This window comes from Actinoplanes sp. M2I2 (genome assembly GCF_023544445.1).
Lineage (GTDB): Bacteria > Actinomycetota > Actinomycetes > Mycobacteriales > Micromonosporaceae > Actinoplanes.
In genome coordinates this window covers 168,649-184,361 of record NZ_JALPVJ010000008.1, presented here as the reverse complement: position 1 = coordinate 184,361, position 15,713 = coordinate 168,649, and the positions used below count along the sequence as shown (strand labels likewise).

15 protein-coding genes are annotated in these 15,713 nt (G+C 72.7%); 1 reads left to right on the top strand and 14 read right to left on the bottom strand.

Translation table 11 applies throughout. The features are described from left to right. Position 1: 1 nt before the first annotated feature. From topA to HJC40_RS17860, 6 genes are all read right to left on the bottom strand, one after another. A complete protein-coding gene (gene topA / locus HJC40_RS17890; RefSeq protein ID WP_250002245.1) occupies positions 2-2,827 on the bottom strand; it encodes a type I DNA topoisomerase in 2,826 nt (941 codons plus the stop codon). 199 nt (positions 2,828-3,026) lie between these two features. Beyond that, positions 3,027-4,031, bottom strand: coding sequence for a hypothetical protein (locus HJC40_RS17885; protein WP_374272071.1), 1,005 nt, complete (start codon positions 4,029-4,031; stop codon positions 3,027-3,029). A 1-nt stretch (position 4,032) separates the two neighbouring features. Further along, positions 4,033-4,563 (bottom strand): hypothetical protein, encoded by a 531-nt coding sequence (locus HJC40_RS17875; protein WP_250002244.1) that lies wholly within the window; start codon positions 4,561-4,563, stop codon positions 4,033-4,035. A gap of 93 nt (positions 4,564-4,656) precedes the next feature. Beyond that, complete coding sequence (locus HJC40_RS17870; RefSeq protein WP_250002243.1) at positions 4,657-6,990, bottom strand: sodium-translocating pyrophosphatase; 2,334 nt, start codon at positions 6,988-6,990, stop codon at positions 4,657-4,659. Between the two features lie 309 nt (positions 6,991-7,299). Next, positions 7,300-7,740: an ATP-binding protein gene (locus HJC40_RS17865; RefSeq protein WP_250002242.1), complete on the bottom strand. Its 441-nt coding sequence runs from the start codon at positions 7,738-7,740 to the stop codon at positions 7,300-7,302. After that, on the bottom strand, positions 7,737-8,093 hold the full coding sequence (locus HJC40_RS17860) for an STAS domain-containing protein (protein WP_250002241.1): 357 nt from the start codon (positions 8,091-8,093) through the stop codon (positions 7,737-7,739). Before HJC40_RS17860 ends, HJC40_RS17865 begins: the two co-directional genes overlap by 4 nt. Before the next feature lie 177 nt (positions 8,094-8,270). Here HJC40_RS17860 and HJC40_RS17855 point away from each other — a divergent pair, with 177 nt between their 5' ends. Beyond that, positions 8,271-10,622, top strand: coding sequence for a DEAD/DEAH box helicase (locus HJC40_RS17855; protein ID WP_374272069.1), 2,352 nt, complete (start codon positions 8,271-8,273; stop codon positions 10,620-10,622). A 139-nt stretch (positions 10,623-10,761) separates the two neighbouring features. On the opposite strand, the gene HJC40_RS17850 is transcribed toward HJC40_RS17855, so the two are convergent. The 8 genes from HJC40_RS17850 to ssd form a co-directional block, all read right to left on the bottom strand. Then, positions 10,762-11,115 carry an Rv3654c family TadE-like protein gene (locus HJC40_RS17850; RefSeq protein ID WP_250002239.1) on the bottom strand — a complete coding sequence of 118 codons (354 nt, stop codon included), beginning with the start codon at positions 11,113-11,115 and terminating at the stop codon, positions 10,762-10,764. Beyond that, entirely contained in the window at positions 11,112-11,471 is a 360-nt protein-coding gene (locus HJC40_RS17845; protein WP_374272067.1) for a TadE family type IV pilus minor pilin, read from the bottom strand. Before HJC40_RS17845 ends, HJC40_RS17850 begins: the two co-directional genes overlap by 4 nt. Then, positions 11,468-11,596 carry a DUF4244 domain-containing protein gene (locus HJC40_RS17840; protein WP_250002493.1) on the bottom strand — a complete coding sequence of 43 codons (129 nt, stop codon included), beginning with the start codon at positions 11,594-11,596 and terminating at the stop codon, positions 11,468-11,470. Before HJC40_RS17840 ends, HJC40_RS17845 begins: the two co-directional genes overlap by 4 nt. A gap of 187 nt (positions 11,597-11,783) precedes the next feature. Continuing rightward, the gene (locus HJC40_RS17835) at positions 11,784-12,515 is read right to left on the bottom strand and encodes a type II secretion system F family protein (RefSeq protein ID WP_374272065.1); all 732 of its coding nucleotides are present in this window, start codon (positions 12,513-12,515) and stop codon (positions 11,784-11,786) included. Continuing rightward, on the bottom strand, positions 12,512-12,691 hold the full coding sequence (locus tag HJC40_RS17830; protein WP_250002238.1) for a hypothetical protein: 180 nt from the start codon (positions 12,689-12,691) through the stop codon (positions 12,512-12,514). The genes HJC40_RS17835 and HJC40_RS17830 overlap by 4 nt, the downstream gene beginning before the upstream one ends. Then, positions 12,688-13,398 (bottom strand): hypothetical protein, encoded by a 711-nt coding sequence (locus tag HJC40_RS17825; RefSeq protein ID WP_250002237.1) that lies wholly within the window; start codon positions 13,396-13,398, stop codon positions 12,688-12,690. The genes HJC40_RS17830 and HJC40_RS17825 overlap by 4 nt, the downstream gene beginning before the upstream one ends. After that, complete coding sequence (locus HJC40_RS17820) at positions 13,395-14,618, bottom strand: TadA family conjugal transfer-associated ATPase (protein WP_250002236.1); 1,224 nt, start codon at positions 14,616-14,618, stop codon at positions 13,395-13,397. The genes HJC40_RS17825 and HJC40_RS17820 overlap by 4 nt, the downstream gene beginning before the upstream one ends. Continuing rightward, the gene (ssd, locus tag HJC40_RS17815) at positions 14,615-15,688 is read right to left on the bottom strand and encodes a septum site-determining protein Ssd (RefSeq protein WP_250002235.1); all 1,074 of its coding nucleotides are present in this window, start codon (positions 15,686-15,688) and stop codon (positions 14,615-14,617) included. The genes HJC40_RS17820 and ssd overlap by 4 nt, the downstream gene beginning before the upstream one ends. Between the last annotated feature and the right edge of the window lie 25 nt (positions 15,689-15,713).

Genomic DNA, 15,713 nt, shown 5'->3' with positions numbered 1-15,713 from the left:
GCTACTCGGCGCCGGCGGTCGCCTTGGCCGGGGCCGCCTTCTTCGCCGCGGCCTTCTTGGCCGGGGCCGCCTTCTTCGCCGCGGCCTTCTTGGCCGGCGTGGCCTTCTTGGTCGCCGCCTTCTTGGCCGGCGTGGCCTTCTTCGCCGGGGTGTCGGCCGACTTGGCCGGAGCCTTCTTGGCCGCGCGCTTCTTGGGCGCCGGACCCTTGGCCCGCTTCTCGGCCAGCATCTCGGACGCCTGCTCGATCGTCAGGTTCTCCGGGGTCTGATCGCCGCGCAGCGAGGCGTTGTATTCGCCGTCGGTCACGTACGGCCCGAACCGGCCGTCCTTGATGACCATCGGCTTCTCGGTCACCGGGTCGGGACCCATCTCGCGCAGCGGCGGCTTGGCCGCTCCCCGCCCGCGGGTCTTGGGCGCGGCCAGCAGCGCCAGCGCCTCGTCCAGCGTGACGGTGAAGAGCTGCTCCTCGTTGGCCAGCGAGCGCGAGTCGGTGCCGCGCTGCACGTACGGGCCGTACCGGCCGTTCTTGGCCACGATCTCGTTGCCCTCGGGGTCGTTGCCGATCACCCGGGGCAGCGAGAGCAGCTGGATCGCCTGCTCGAGCGTGAGCGTGTTGGGCGTCTGCGAGCGGAACAGCGAGCCCCGCCGTTCGCCGCTCTCGACGTACGGCCCGAACCGCCCGGACTTGAGCACGACCGCCTCGCCCGTCCGCGGGTCGTCACCGAGGCTGCGCTCGCCGCTGCCCCCGAGGAAGAGCTCCTCGACCTTTTCCGGCGTCAGCTCGTCCGGCGCGACCCCTTCGGGGATCGAGACCCGGTTGCTCGGGTCGTTCGTCTGCTCCTCGGGCGCGTCGGGAACCTGACGCTGCAGGTAGGGCCCGTAGCGGCCGACCCGCACGACGATGTGCCGGCCCTCGTCGTCGTCGAAGAGGGGGATCGAGTTGATCAGCCGGGCGTCGATCGCGGTGAGGTTCTCGGTGACCATCTTGCGCAGGCCGCCGGCCTTGGCGATCTCGTCGTCCTCGCCGGCCTTCTGGCTGCCGAAATAGAACGCGGTGAGGAAGTCGAGCGAGGCGTGGTCGCCGCCGGCGATGCCGTCGAGGTCGTTCTCCATCGCGGCGGTGAAGCCGTAGTCGACCAGGCGCGGATAGTGCGTCTCCATCAGGTTCACCACGGCGAACGCGATGAACGTGGGGATCAGCGCCTGGCCGCGCTTCTCCACGTAGCCACGGTCCTGGATCGTCTGCATGATCGACGAGTACGTCGAGGGGCGGCCGATGCCCAGCTCTTCCATGGCCTTGACCAGCGACGCCTCGGTGTAGCGGGCCGGCGGGCTGGTGTGGTGGCCGGCCGCGTTCAGCTCGTCGGCGGTCAGCGGCTGGTCCTTGACCAGGTTGGGCAGGCGGCGCTCGGCATCCTCGGCGTCGGCGTTCTCGTCGTCGGACGACTCCACGTAAGCCCGGAGGAAACCGGGATCCGTGATGGTCTTGCCGGTGGCGCCGAAGTCCACCTCTTCCTGCGCGGTGGAGATGGCCCGGATGCGCACGGAGATCGAGTTACCGACCGCGTCGGTCATCTGCGAGGCCACCGTACGCCGCCAGATGAGCTCGTAGAGGCGGAACTCGTCACCGGACAGCTCACCGGCCAGCTCACCGGGCGCCCGGAACGAGTCACCGGCGGGCCGGATCGCCTCGTGCGCCTCCTGAGCGTTCTTGACCTTGCCGGTGTAGCGGCGCGGCTCCGGCGGGACGGACCGCTCGCCGTACAGCTCGGCGATCTGCCGGCGGGCGGCCGTGATGGCCGTCTCCGACAGGTTCACCGAGTCGGTACGCATATAAGTAATGTGGCCGTTCTCGTACAGGCGCTGCGCGGTGCGCATCGTCTGGGCCGACGACATGCGCAGCTTGCGCGCGGCCTCCTGCTGCAGCGTCGAGGTGATGAAGGGCGCGTACGGCCGGCGACGGTACGGCTTCTCCTCGACCCGGGTGACGGCGAACGACTGGCCTTCGAGCCGGGCGGCCAGACCGCGGGCGCCGGCCTCGTCGAGCTGCACGACGGCCGCGCCCGGCTTGAGACGGCCGGTGGTCGCCTCGAAGTCCTTGCCGGTGGCGATGCGGTCGCCGTTGAGCGCGATCAGGGTCGCGCCGAACTGACGCGGGCCCTCGACCTGGCCCTGGACGGCCAGCAGAGCGCTGATGTCCCAGTACTCGGCGGTGCGGAAGGCCATGCGCTGCCGCTCGCGCTCGACCACGATGCGGGTGGCCACGGACTGGACCCGGCCGGCCGAGAGCTTCGGCATGACCTTTTTCCACAGGACCGGGCTGACCTCGTAGCCGTAGAGACGGTCGAGGATGCGGCGGGCCTCCTGCGCGTCGACCAGGTTCTTGTCGATCTGACGCGGGTTGGCCACGGCGGCCTGGATCGCGGGCCGGGTGATCTCGTGGAAGACCATCCGGTGGACCGGGACCTTGGGCTTGATCGTCTCGAGCAGGTGCCAGGCGATGGCCTCGCCCTCGCGGTCCTCATCGGTGGCGAGGAAGATCTCGTCGACTTCCTTGGCCAGCTTCTTGAGCTTGGCGATCTGCTGCTTGCGGTCGGCCGAGATCACATAGAGCGGGTGGAAGCCGTTGTCGACGTCGACACCCAGCCGCGCCCACGACTCGCCCTTGTACTGCTCGGGCACCTCGTCGGCGTTCTTGGGCAGGTCACGGACATGGCCGATGGAGGCCTCGACCAGATAGTCAGGGCCCAGATAACCGGCGATCGTCTTGGCCTTCGACGGGGACTCGACGATGACCAAACGGGTCGTCCTGGCGTCACTCGGCACGGCACTCCCAAACTTCGCTCACAACTCGGCGTTCCGCCATCGGACCGGCGGTACACAGACTTTCAACGTAACGCGCCGGACGAGAACACATTCCCCGGCCACCCCGGAGCCGGATGGTAACGGTCCGGCCACCGTATGCCTCCAACGGCGACACCGTACACCGGGAGCATGCTGTCGTGTCGCACACAATCCAGGAAGATCATGCAGCCGCGCCGCCGGGCCACAGCTCGGCGGGCGCCGCGTCGGGCCGCTCGCCGACCAGCTCAGCGAGTCGCGCGACCCGCCGCTTGCCCATGATCGAATACTGTCGTCCGTCGCTCGACAGCCGGCCCGCGAGACCGGCCCGCACCAGCGCCGCGTCGATCTCTGCCGGGTCCTTGGCCGGATCCAGGCCGAGCGCGTAACCACCGGGCAGCGGCTCGCCGGCCGCGGCCACCCAGAGGCGCAGCCGGGGGCCGCTGAGAAAAAGCTGGGCGGCGGCCCGTGGCCAGGCTTGAGCTAGACCGTTCAATCTCCGGGAGTACGCCGTCGAGACCTCGAAGCGGGGCGGCCCTGGGGGCTTCTCCGCGTCGGGAGCCCTCAACTCCGACGATTCGGACGAGTCGGTTGCCGATTCCGACTCCGACTCCGACTCCGACTCCGACTCCGACTCCGACTCCGATCCGGGCTCCGGCGGCTGCGGCCGGGGGCGCGGCGTCTCGGCGGCTGAACGCCGCTGAGAAAGCGGCGTGTCGTCGTCTCCCGAGGTCTCGTCCGGGTCGATCGGCGTGGGCTCCTCGTCGGGTACCTCTTCTTCTTGGTAGTCGCCCGGGGCTTCGTCCTGAGGGCTGCTCGAGGCTTCTTCCTGGTCGCTGCTCGAGGCTTCCTGATGGTCGCTCGGGGCTTCCTCCGGCTCGTCGGCCGGGCGCCAATGCACCACCAGGCCGCGGACGACGAGCTCGGCGACCAGGACGTGGACGCGCCACGCGCCGTCGACGACGACCGAGACCCGGGCCGTGCCGCCCATGCGTCCGAGCCGGCCGGGGCCGGCCAGCAGGCCGGCGAGGTCGGCGGGGGACGGCTCGGTGGTCTCGGCGCCGAAGAAGGGAAGCTGGCGACCGGCGTCGGGCGGCTGCGCCGGACGCGGGTGGGTGGCTCGTTTGGCCGCCGGAACCGGCGCGGGCAGGACCTCGCGCGGGATCAGCGGCCACCCCGTCTCGGTCATCTCACCGGCACTCGGACACTTCGTCGAACGCCGACTTGAGCTCGACGGAATGGAGATTGCCGGTGTCGAGACTGCTCGCCTGGTAGTCGGTCTGCAGCTGCTCGACGACCTTGGCGACCTGCTGGTAGAAGGTCTCGGCGGGGGCGGTCGCGAGGCCCTCGACGCCGCTCCTGGCCCGGGCGTAGGCGTCGCGCGTGGCGGCCAGCGAATTGGTGAAGCCCTCGGCGATCTGAGCGCCGTCGTCCACGTCGGGCACGCCGGCCTTGACGACCCCCGCACGGGCCCGCTCACTCGCGTCCTCGGCCCCGCCGAACAGCCGCATCAGGTTTTCCTTGGCCTGACGGGGAGTGGTCGCCGTCTCCATCTGCTGCTGGGTGCGTTTGGTCAGCGAGCCGATCTCGGTGCGCCAGGGCGCGAGAGTGGTGCACACCGAGGAGGCCCACGCCCGGGCGTTGGGCGCGCCGGAGCAACCGGTGAGTGACGTCACGAGAGCGAGCAGAACCAGCAATGCGAGGGGGCGGGCCGGGCGCATGGCATGCAGCGTACGGGCAAGGTCCGACAACCTCATCTATGGTGCGGGGCACCCGGCAATTGCCGGGTGCCCCCGCGGGGTTCACTGCGGTTGTCAGGCGGTGACCTTGGTGGTCGGCGTGGACGAGCTCGACGGAGCGTCGTCGCCCATGGAGATCGGCTTGCGCTTGCTCCACACGACCGCGCCCGCGATGATCAGCGCGGCCGCGACCGCGATGGTGATCCGCAACGCGTCGTTCTGGTTGTTGCCGATGCTCCAGGCCACGACGGCCGGGGCGATCAGCAGCGACACCAGGTTCATCACCTTGATCAGCGGGTTGATGGCCGGGCCCGCGGTGTCCTTGAACGGGTCGCCGACGGTGTCGCCGATGATCGTCGCCTCGTGCGCGTCGGAGCCCTTGCCGCCGAAGTTGCCGTCCTCGACCAGCTTCTTGGCGTTGTCCCAGGCTCCACCGGAGTTGGACAGGAAGACCGCCATCAGCGTGCCGGTGCCGATCGCACCGGCCAGGTAGGACGCCAGCGCGCCGGCGCCCAGGCCGAAGCCGACCGCGATCGGCGCCAGGATGGCCAGCAGACCGGGGGTGAGCAGCTCGCGCTGCGCGTCCCGGGTGCAGATGTCGACCACCCGGCCGTACTCGGGCCGCTGGGTGCCGTCCATGATGCCGGGGAACTCGCGGAACTGCCGGCGGACCTCCATGACGACCGCGCCCGCCGAGCGGGACACGGCGTTGATGGCCAGGCCGGAGAAGAGGAACACCACGGCCGCGCCGATCAGCAGGCCGACCAGGTTGCGGGGGTTCGCGATGTTCAGCAGGCCGAGGATCTCGTTGCCGACCTGGCCGGCGTCGATGCCGGCGTCGGCCAGCGAGGTGGCCAGGCTGTTGGTGTAGGAGCCGAACAGCGCGGTCGCCGCGAGCACGGCCGTCGCGATCGCGATGCCCTTGGTGATCGCCTTGGTGGTGTTGCCGACGGCGTCGAGCTCGGTGAGGATCTGCGCGCCCTTCTCGTCGACGTCACCGGACATCTCGGCGATGCCCTGCGCGTTGTCCGAGATCGGGCCGAAGGTGTCCATGGCGACGATGACGCCGACGGTGGTCAGCAGGCCGGTGCCGGCGAGCGCCACCGCGAACAGCGACAGGGTGAGCGACGATCCACCCAGCAGGAACGCGCCGTAGACACCGGCGCCGAGCAGCAGCGCCGAGTAGACCGCGGACTCCAGGCCGACGCTGATGCCGGCCAGCACGACGGTGGCCGCGCCGGTCTGCGACGACTTGCCGATGTCCTGCACCGGGCGCCGGTTGGTCTCGGTGAAGTAGCCGGTCAGCGCCTGGATGGCGGCGGCCAGCACGATGCCGATGACGACCGCGCCGACGGCGAGCCAGCGCGGGTCGCGGCCGCTGGCCAGGACGCCCGCGTCGATGTTCTCGTCGTTGAAGCCGGCGAACGTGGACGGCAAGTAGATGAAGCTGACCACGGCGACGACGATCGCCGAGATGACGGCGGAGATGTAGAACGCCCGGTTGATGGCGGTCAGACCGTTGCGGTCGCTCGGCCGCAGCCGGGTGATGAACACACCGATGATGGCGATCACGACACCGACCGTGGAGACGATCAGCGGGAAGATCAGACCGTCCTGACCGAACGCGACCTGACCCAGGATCAGGGCGGCCACCAGGGTCACCGCGTACGACTCGAAGAGGTCGGCCGCCATGCCGGCGCAGTCGCCGACGTTGTCGCCCACGTTGTCGGCGATCGTCGCGGCGTTACGCGGGTCGTCCTCGGGGATGCCCTGCTCGACCTTGCCGACCAGGTCGGCGCCGACGTCGGCGGCCTTGGTGAAGATGCCGCCGCCGACCCGCATGAACATGGCGAGCAGCGCGGCGCCGAAGCCGAAGCCCTCGAGCACGGTGGGAGCGTCGCTGCGGAACAGCAGCACGACGAGCGCGCCACCGAACAGGCCGAGACCGACGGTGAGGAAGCCGACCACACCACCGGTGCGGAAGGCGATGCCCATCGCGGTCTCCCGGCCGCCGTTCTCGCTCGCCGCCGCGGCCACCCGCAGGTTGGCCCGGGTGGCCAGCGCCATGCCCGCGCCACCGATGAACGAGCTGAACACGGCACCGACGATGAAGAACAGCGAGCGGCCGATCTTGACCCAAACCTCGTTGTCGGTGTCGTGCACCGGCAGGAGGAAGAGCAGGATGACCGCGATCACTACAAAGATGGCAAGCGTCTTGAACTGGCGGAACAGGTAAGCCGACGCGCCTTCTTGGACGGCTCCGGCGATCTCCTGCATTTTCTTGGTGCCCCGGCCGGCCTTGAGAACCGACTGGACGAACATCGCCGCGAAGCCCAGCGCGATGAGCGCGAAGACCAGGGCGACGATGACAAACGTGACGTTAGAACCACTTAATGAGGTCCCGGACATCAATGTCCTCCTGTACACCGACCGCGCCCGGAGCAAACTGGACGAGAACGTCCGGGCGCATCCCCGTCCAAGGGGAGACGACAACTGGGCCCCGCGGCCGCGGGACCAGGGAGCAGTAGCTGATAACTCGCGTACTGTATCGGCCGACCGTGGTCCTGGTCACACCTGACTGCAGCCGTGTCGTGGTGATGTTTGCCGCTGTGTTAGCAGGCGGATGACGGGGTATGGACGCAGGTTGATATCGTCCGGGATTTGTCCAGTTTGTTGATGACTGCTCAGCGTTGAAGACTGCTCAGCGTTGAAAACTGCTCAGCGACGCTGGACCGGCCAGACCATCCGGACCTCGGTGCCCGGACCGTCCTCCACCGGGCGTACCTGCAGGTCATCGACAAAACCGGCGAGCAGGGCGAAACCTACGCCGGTGGTCAGTGCCTCGTCGGTCAGCGACTCGTCGGCCAGCTCGTCCGGCGGCAGCTTGGTCAGGCCGACGCTCGCCTCGATCGGGGCGTGATCGATGACCCGGACGGCATATGCCTCCGAATCAGACATCTCGACCGTCACCAGGTCGGCCAGGCCGTACTGGTTGTGCAGGGCGACCGCTCGGGTGCACGCCTCACCGATCGCCAGCCGGACCTCGTCCAGCAGTTCCTCGGCCACACCGGCCCGCCGGGCCACCGCGACGCCGACCAGCCGGGCCGTGCGGACGTGCACGGGTGCCGGGGAAAAGGACAGCCGAACCGTCGCCATCACGAAGTCGCGCTGCCGTCGCTGTCCCGGGTCGCCGCCTCGATCGTGGGGAAGATCGGGAACACCTGGTCGAGCGCCGTGATCCGGAAGATCTTGAGAAGGGCCTCCTTGGAGCAGACCAGGCTGAACCGCCCGTTCGCCACCCGCAGCCGCTTCATCGCGCCGACCAGCACACCCAGGCCCGTGGAGTCGAGGAACTCGACGCCGCCGAGGTCGACGACGACGTTGCGCACCCCCGAGTCGACCAGCTCGACGAGGCGCTCGCGCAACCTCGGAGCCGTATAGACGTCGACCTCGCCGCCGACCTCGAGCACCGTGTGCTCGTCGACGGTGCGGGTCGCAAGGGACAGCTCCATCGCTCCTCCTCCCTGCCGGGGGCACACTCATGCGCGTAACCGACCTGTGCACGTAGCGGCACTGCCGGCAGCCGATCTCCCCTGCGAATCTAACCACCGCCCGGTAATGGCCCGCCGTCCGGCTCCACCGTCGTACCCGTTTGAGGTTCGCGCCATTCCGGTGTCACAGTGCTGGACGTGACGTCGACCGCCCAGAGCCCCGCCGAGCTGCTCCACCGGCTGAGGGCGCGCACGTCGGCTTCCCCGGTCACCCACGTCGAGCAGATCCCGGCCCGTGCGGGCCGCACGGCCCCGTGGCCCGAGTGGGCGGCTCCCGACGTGATCGCCGCGCTCGGCGCGCACGGGATCGCCCAGCCCTGGGAACACCAGGCCGTCGCCGCATCGCTCGCCGCCGGCGGAACGCACGTCGTGGTCGCCACCGGCACGGCCTCGGGCAAGTCGCTGGCGTACCAGCTGCCGGTGCTGTCCCGGCTGACCGACGACCCGCGGGCGACGGCGCTCTACCTCTCGCCGACCAAGGCGCTGGCCGCCGACCAGTTACGGGCGGTGGCCAAGCTCGGGCTCGACAGCGTCCGGCCGGCCACATACGACGGTGACACCTCGCGGGAGGAGCGGGAGTGGATCCGGCAGCACTCCCGGCTGGTGCTGACCAACCCCGACATGCTCCACCACGGCCTGTTGCCGGGCCACTCACGCTGGGGCGCCTTCCTGCGCCGGCTCTCGTACGTGGTGGTCGACGAGTGCCACGCCTACCGCGGGGTGTTCGGCTCGCACGTCTCGCACGTGCTGCGCCGGCTGCGGCGGTTGTCCGCCCGGTATGGCGGTTCGCCCACGTTCGTCCTGGCCTCGGCGACGTCGGGCGACCCGGCCGACGCCGCGTCCCGCCTGACCGGGCTGCCCGTGACCGCCGTGACCACGGACACGTCCCCACGGGGAGCGACGACGTTCGCCCTGTGGGAGCCGCCGCTGCTGCCCCCGTCGCCGGACAACCCGGACGTCCCGCCGGAGCGCCGGTCCGCGCTCAGCGAGACGGCCGACCTGCTCGCCGACGCGGTGGTGGCCGGCACCCGGACACTCGCGTTCGTCCGCTCGCGGCGCGGGGCCGAGGTGGTCGCCACGATGACCCGGCGGTCGCTGGACGAGGCGGTGCCCGGCCTCGGCGACCGGGTGGCGGCGTACCGGGCCGGGTATCTCAAGGAGGACCGCCGCCGGATCGAGCGCGCGCTGATGTCGGGCGAGCTGCTCGCGCTGGCCTCGACCAACGCGCTCGAGCTGGGCGTCGACCTGGTCGGGCTCGACGCGGTGCTGATCTGCGGCTACCCGGGCACGCGGGCGTCGCTGTGGCAGCAGGCCGGCCGGGCGGGCCGGGCCGGCGGCGAGGCCCTGGCGGTGCTGATCGCCCGGGACGATCCGCTGGACACCTACCTGGTGCATCACCCGTCGGCGCTGTTCGGGCGGCCGGTCGAGGCGACCGTGCTCGACCCGGCCAATCCGTACGTGCTGGGCCCGCAACTGTGCTGCGCGGCCTCCGAGGCGCCGCTCAAGGCCGAGGATCTCGAGCTCTTCGGCGGCGACGCGGCCCGGACGGCGGTCGACGGGCTGACCGCGTCCGGGGCGCTGCGCAAGAGGCCGTCGGGCTGGTACTGGACCCATCCCGGCCGGCCCGACGTCGACCTGCGCGGGGCCGGCGGCGCCCCCGTCTCAGTGGTGGAGTCGTCGACCGGCCGGCTGCTCGGCACGGTCGACCAGACGTCGTCGCACGTCATGCTCCACACCGGAGCGGCCTACCTGCATCAGGGCGTGACCTACCTGGTGGACGAGCTGGATCTGGACGACGCGGTGGCGCTGGTGCACCACGAGGAACCGGACTGGTCGACCCACGCCCGGGACGTCACGGACGTGTCGGTGCTCGGCGTCCGTTCGTCGGTGAACGCCGGCCCCGTCGGCCTCCATCTGGGCGAGGTCGAGGTGACCAGCCAGGTCGTCTCGTACCAGCGCCGCCGGCTCGGCTCGGGCGAGGTGATCGACACCAGGCCGCTGGATCTGCCGGTGCGCGAGCTGCGCACGGTCGCCGTCTGGTTCACCATCTCGCCCCGGGCGCTGGACATCGCCGGGGTGGAACCGCCGGACGTTCCCGGCGCGCTGCACGCTGCCGAACACGCCGCGATCGGCCTGCTGCCCCTGATGGCGACGTGCGACCGCTGGGACATCGGTGGCCTGTCCACGGCCAACCACGTCGACACCGAAGCGCCCACGGTCTTCGTCTACGACGGCCATCCCGGCGGCGCGGGCTTCGCCGAACGCGCCTACGCCACCGCCGCCGCCTGGCTCTCCGCGACCCGCGAGGCGATCGCCGCCTGCGCCTGTGAGGCCGGCTGCCCCTCTTGCGTCCAGTCCCCCAAGTGCGGCAACGGCAACAACCCGCTGCACAAGCCGGGCGCCGTCCAGGTGCTCGACATCGTGCTCACCGCCCTGGCGACCGCCGACAACCCGACCCCAACGCCTGCGCCCCGCCGGCCCGAAGGCTGACAGCCGCGGTCGCCCCCGTTCCGACTTCCCGGGCCCGCCCCCGCGCATCGCGCCTGTCACGGCGGCGGATCAGGCCCCGACCCCCATCGCATCGCCCCCATCGCATCGCGCGGGCCCGATATCCAGCGCCTCGTGGCTGTCAAGGCGGCGGCGCGGAGACCGGACCGGCCCGGGCCGTGGCGACGGCCCGGCGATCCAGACCGGGGACGGCCCGGACGACGACCTCGGCGCGCACGGTGATCTCGAGGCCGTCGACCGCGCACGCCGTCATGCGCCCGGCGTTGGCGGTGACCAACTGCTCCGCCCGGGCACAGGCGAGCTCCGGACCGAAGACCGCTTGCGCCGCCCCGGCCAGTGCGCCCAGGTCGGCCGCCGTGCGGGCGGCGTGCCGCCCCACACGAGCCGCTCCCACGGCGGCCGCGGCCACCCCGGCCATCGTCAGGAACAGCCCGAAGGCCAGGACGAGGATCGTCGCCGCGCCCCGGTCCCTCAAGGCACGGGCTCCGGTTCTCGCGCGGCCGTCGCCGTGCCTTCGACGGTGATCGCCGGGAGGTTGGCCCCGAGCACCCGCAGACGAGCCCGGACCCGGGCCGTCACGAGGTCGGCGTCGCCGCCGATGTCGACCTCGGCGCCGGTCTGGGCGACCCGGGCGCCGGCGGCCGCGCCCGAGTCGCCGCGGGCTTCGGCCAGGGCCGCCTCGCGGGCAGCGTCCAGGCACTGGCCCTTGGCCGCCACCGCCGAGACCGCGGTGAGACCGGCCAGGAGCAGCAGCATGAGCGCCGGCAGCCCGGCCGCGAGCTCGGCGGTGAACGCTCCCCGGTCGCGACCGGGCCACCGGCGCCCGATCACTTCAGGGCCCGATCGATGACCGCGTCCAGCGCGCCCGCGACGCCCGTGCTGGTCACGACCTTGTAGAGCACTCCGGCGAAGGCGACGGCCGCGAGAGTGCCGACGGCGTACTCGGCTGTGTTCATGCCGGCGTCGGCCGCCTCGGCCCGCAGCCGGGCGAAGTTCGCGATGAGATTGCGCACGTGGTTCTCCTTCAGTTGCGGTGACGACTTCAGTTGCGGTGACGACTTCAGTTGCGGTGACGACTTCAGTTGCCGTGACGACTTCAGTTGCGGTGACGACCGGCTCGAGGCCGGCCCTCGATGGCGTCGGTCAGAGGACGTCGCCGAGGACGGCGATCAGCACCGGGACAAGGCCGGCCAGCAGGAAGGCGGGCAGGAAACACAGGCCGAGTGGCAGCACGATCAGCACGCCGGCCCGCTGCGCCGCCGCCTCGATCGCGACCCCGCGGTCGGCCCGCAGGTCGTCCGCGAGCCGGCCGAGGGCGCCGGCCAGCGCGCCGCCGCTCGCGCTGGTGCGCACGGCCGCGGCGATCAGCCGGTCGGCTCCCGGAATGCCGGCGAGGTGAGCCCACGCCTCGGCCGGTGCGGCGCCGAGCGCCAGCGACCGGGCGGTGCGGCGCAAGCGCGTGCCGAGCGGGCCGTCGAGCGCGTCGGCGACCGCGGCCGCCGCGCCGTCGACCGGGACGCCGGCCCGCAACGCCGCCGCCAGCAGGTCGGCACCGAGGGGCAGATCGGCCGCGGCGGCGCGGCGCTCCTGCCGTACCGAGGTGGGTTCGCGCCGCCTCAGAAAACGCTCGGCCCCGAGCCCGCCGGCCGCGCCGAGCACGACGCCCCACCAGGTGCCGAAGAACCCGGCCACCGCCAGCCCGGCCGCGACCGCCAGCACGATCCGTGTCCGGCGCGGGTCCGCTGCTCCGGACGCGGCCGAGCGGGACGACAGGACGCCCCGCAGCCGGGCCAGCCGGCGTCGCACCGCTCGGCCGCCGACCACCGGCGCGACGACCAGCGCGAGAGCCGCCGCCCCGATCAGCAGGGCCGTCACGAGGCCACCGGCTGGTCGGCGACAGCCACCCGCTCCTCGACCGTCGGCCTCCCGGCCGGCCGTGACGGGCACCCGCGACCGCCGGCCACCAGCGCCGCCACGCAGCACGACCGCAGCGGCATCCGCCCGGGCCGCCCGGCTCGGAGATATTCGGCCAGCACGCACCGGGCGCTCACCGCGTCACCCCGCCCACCAGGCGCTCGGACCAGAGCAGCCCGGCCGTCTGAAGGACGACCGCGACGAGCCCGCAGGCGGCGCCCAGCGGCGTCCGCAGCAGCACGTGGAACGGGTCGCCGCCCATGGCCACGCCGAGCCCGAGACCGGCCAACGGCAGCGCCGCCAGCATCATCGACGTGGCCTGGGCGCCCGCGGCCTGGGCGGTGGCCGACGCTGCGGCCCGGTCGGCCGCGCGGGCGTCGGCCTCCACCCGTTCGACCAGGTCGGCGGCGGGTGCGCCGGTGCGCTCGGCCAGTCGCCACACCGACGTCGTGAGCCGCCGCAGGCGATCGCCGGAGTCGGAGTCGGCTCGGGCCTCGGCCGGCGGCAGTCCGGCCCGCAGGTCCGCGGCCAGCGCCGCCAGGGCGTCGAGGGCCGCGGAGCGTTCGACGGCCGCCCGCCGCCGGGCGGCCCGGCGCAGCAACGCCCGGCCGCCGAGCACCGCGTAGGCGCCCGCGATCACCGCCGCCACCGGTCCTCCGGTGAGCAGGCCGAGCAGCGAGGTCACCGCGACCGCACCGGTCATCGCCGACCGAGGCGTCGCCACGGCGACGGCGACGACCCGCTTGCCGAGCACCGCGAACGACATCCGGGGCCGCCGGAGCGAGCCGCCGGGCAGGACGACCGCCAACGCGCCGGCCACGAGGAGCAGGGGTCCCCAGATCACGGCTTCACCACCGGCGGCTCGAGGACCGCGGGCACGGCCACGCCGCGGGCGAGCAGCAGGCGGGCCAGGGCCGTCGCGCCCGGCCCGGCTCCGTGCAGACGCCGCCAGGCCGGGACCACGGTCGCGAGCCTCGCCTCGCCGGACGGCAGCAGCACACTCACCGACTCGAGGACGCGCCCCCGGTCCGTACGCCGCACCTGGAGCACTACCTGCAGCGCCGCGACCACCTGGGCGTGCAGTGCCGCCCGGGGCAACCCGCCGAGCATCCCCAGCGCCTCGAGCCGGGCCGGCACATCGGCCGGGGTGTTGGCATGCAACGTCCCGGCGCCCCCGTCGTGCCCGGTGTTGAGCGCGCCCAGCAGATCGACGACCTCGGCGCCCCGGCACTCCCCCACGACGAGACGGTCGGGTCGCATCCGCAACGCCTGCCGCACCAGGTCGGCCAGTCCGATCGCGCCCGCCCCCTCGACGTTCGCGGTACGGGCCTGGAGCGCGACCACGTGCGGGTGAGCCGGCCGCAGCTCGGCCGCGTCCTCGACCAGGACGATGCGCTCGGTCGGCGGCACCATGCCGAGCAGGGTCGCCAGCAACGTCGTCTTGCCGCTGCCGGTGCCGCCGGTAACGAGGTAGGCCAGCCGGGCTGCGACGATCGCCGCCAGCACCGGGGCGATCGTGGGCGGGACCGTGCCCCGCTCGATCAGCTCGTCGAGCCGGAAGGGCCGGTGCCGAAAGGTGCGCAGCGACAGGTAAGGCCCGTCGGCTGCCACCGGGGGCAGCACGGCGTGCAGCCGGGTGCCGTCGGGCAGCCGGGCATCGGCGTACGGCTGGCCGTCGTCGAGCCGGCGCCCGCACGCCGCCGCCAGACGCTGGGCCAGGCGGCGCACCTCTTCCCGATCGCCGAGCACGACCGGCGCCCGCTGCAGGCCCGCGCCCCGGTCGACCCAGACCGCCAGCCCGTTGACCAGCACATCGGTGACGTCCGGGTCGGCCAGCAGCGGGGCCAGCGGTCCGGCCCCGACCAGTTGGTCGTGGACCCGGTCGGCCAGCCGCAGCACCGTCGTGTCGCCCAGCACCGCGACGTCGGCTTCGCCGCGAACGGCCCGCACCACGGCGGCCGGGGTCGCCGGCACGCCGTCGACCGCGAACCGGTGGCGCACCCGGTCGGCCACGACCGGGGCGGTGGCGGCGAGCCGGCTGCCGAGGCCGGAGTACGCCGTCATGCCGCCACCGCCACGGCCGCGTCCCGCAGGAGGTCGGCGAGCATCCGCCGGCACAGCCGCGCGAGCGGCCCCTTGCCGTCGGCCGCCGGGGGCAGGCCGTGCTCGATCCGCTGGGAAATCGCCGGTTCGGGCCGCAGCGTGCCGATCAGCGGCAGCCCGAGCGCCGAGGCGATGTCGCGGGCCCGCAGCCGTCCCGGCGCCGGCCCGCGGACCACCAGGGACAGGTCACGGCGGTGCGCCCGCACCATCCCGGCGACCCGGGCCGCGGCCGCCGACGCCCGCACCTCGGCCGGCACGATCAGCACGACCTGGTCGGCGCACTCGAGCGCGAGCGCGCCGGCGTCGTCGAGCCGGCGCGGCAGATCGACCACGATCACGTCGCGGGCACGGCGGCCGGCGTCGATGGTGGCCGCCATCGCTTCGGCGGGCAGCGACGGTGAGGCGTCCCGGTCGAACGAGAGCAGCACCAGGTCGCCGTCGCAGGGCAGCGCGCCGAGCAGGCTGGGCGGGTCGACCCGGCCGCCCGCCTCGGCCAGCGCGGACCAGCGCAGGCCGTCCTTGCGCTCCCAGCCGAACATCATGTCGAGGCCGCCACCGAGCGCGTCGGCGTCGAGGAGAAGGGTGCGCCGACGGTCCCGCGTCGCTGTCATCGCCAGACCGGCAGCCAGGGTGCTCGCGCCGGCGCCACCGCGCCCGCCGATGACCGCCAGCACCCGGCCGACCGGCTGATCGAGCTGCTCGGCGAAGCGGTCCACCACCCAGGACTCGGCGGTGGGCAGCTCGGCGATGTGCTCCACGCCATGGGCGTTCGCGGCCTCCCACATCGGCTCGGCGATCTCGCCGTGGCCGACGACGGCGACCCGGGAACGGCGCGGCAGCCGGGCGCGCAGGCAGGCCTCGAGCTGGTCGGCGCCGATGATCACGAGCGAGGCGGCGCCGTATTTCGGGCGGGCGGCGGCCGGGTCGGCCGCCACATCGACCTTGGTGCCGCCGGCGGCGGCGAGGCGCAGCAGGTCGTCGAGCAGGTCGGGGTCGGCGGTGACGACGAGGGGCAGGCGGGCAGCGGGCATCGGTGGTCTCCAGCGCGGGGCGGAA

Excerpts from the sequence above, each read along its gene's own strand:
- HJC40_RS17820 (WP_250002236.1), bottom strand. The coding sequence starts at position 14,618 with ATGACGGCGTACTCCGGCCTCGGCAGCCGGCTCGCCGCCACCGCCCCG.
- HJC40_RS17840 (WP_250002493.1), bottom strand. The coding sequence starts at position 11,596 with ATGAACACAGCCGAGTACGCCGTCGGCACTCTCGCGGCCGTCGCCTTC.
- HJC40_RS17875 (WP_250002244.1), bottom strand. The coding sequence starts at position 4,563 with ATGCGCCCGGCCCGCCCCCTCGCATTGCTGGTTCTGCTCGCTCTCGTG.
- HJC40_RS17860 (WP_250002241.1), bottom strand. The coding sequence starts at position 8,093 with ATGGAGCTGTCCCTTGCGACCCGCACCGTCGACGAGCACACGGTGCTC.
- HJC40_RS17870 (WP_250002243.1), bottom strand. The coding sequence starts at position 6,990 with ATGTCCGGGACCTCATTAAGTGGTTCTAACGTCACGTTTGTCATCGTC.
- ssd (WP_250002235.1), bottom strand. The coding sequence starts at position 15,688 with ATGCCCGCTGCCCGCCTGCCCCTCGTCGTCACCGCCGACCCCGACCTG.
- HJC40_RS17885 (WP_374272071.1), bottom strand. The coding sequence starts at position 4,031 with ATGACCGAGACGGGGTGGCCGCTGATCCCGCGCGAGGTCCTGCCCGCG.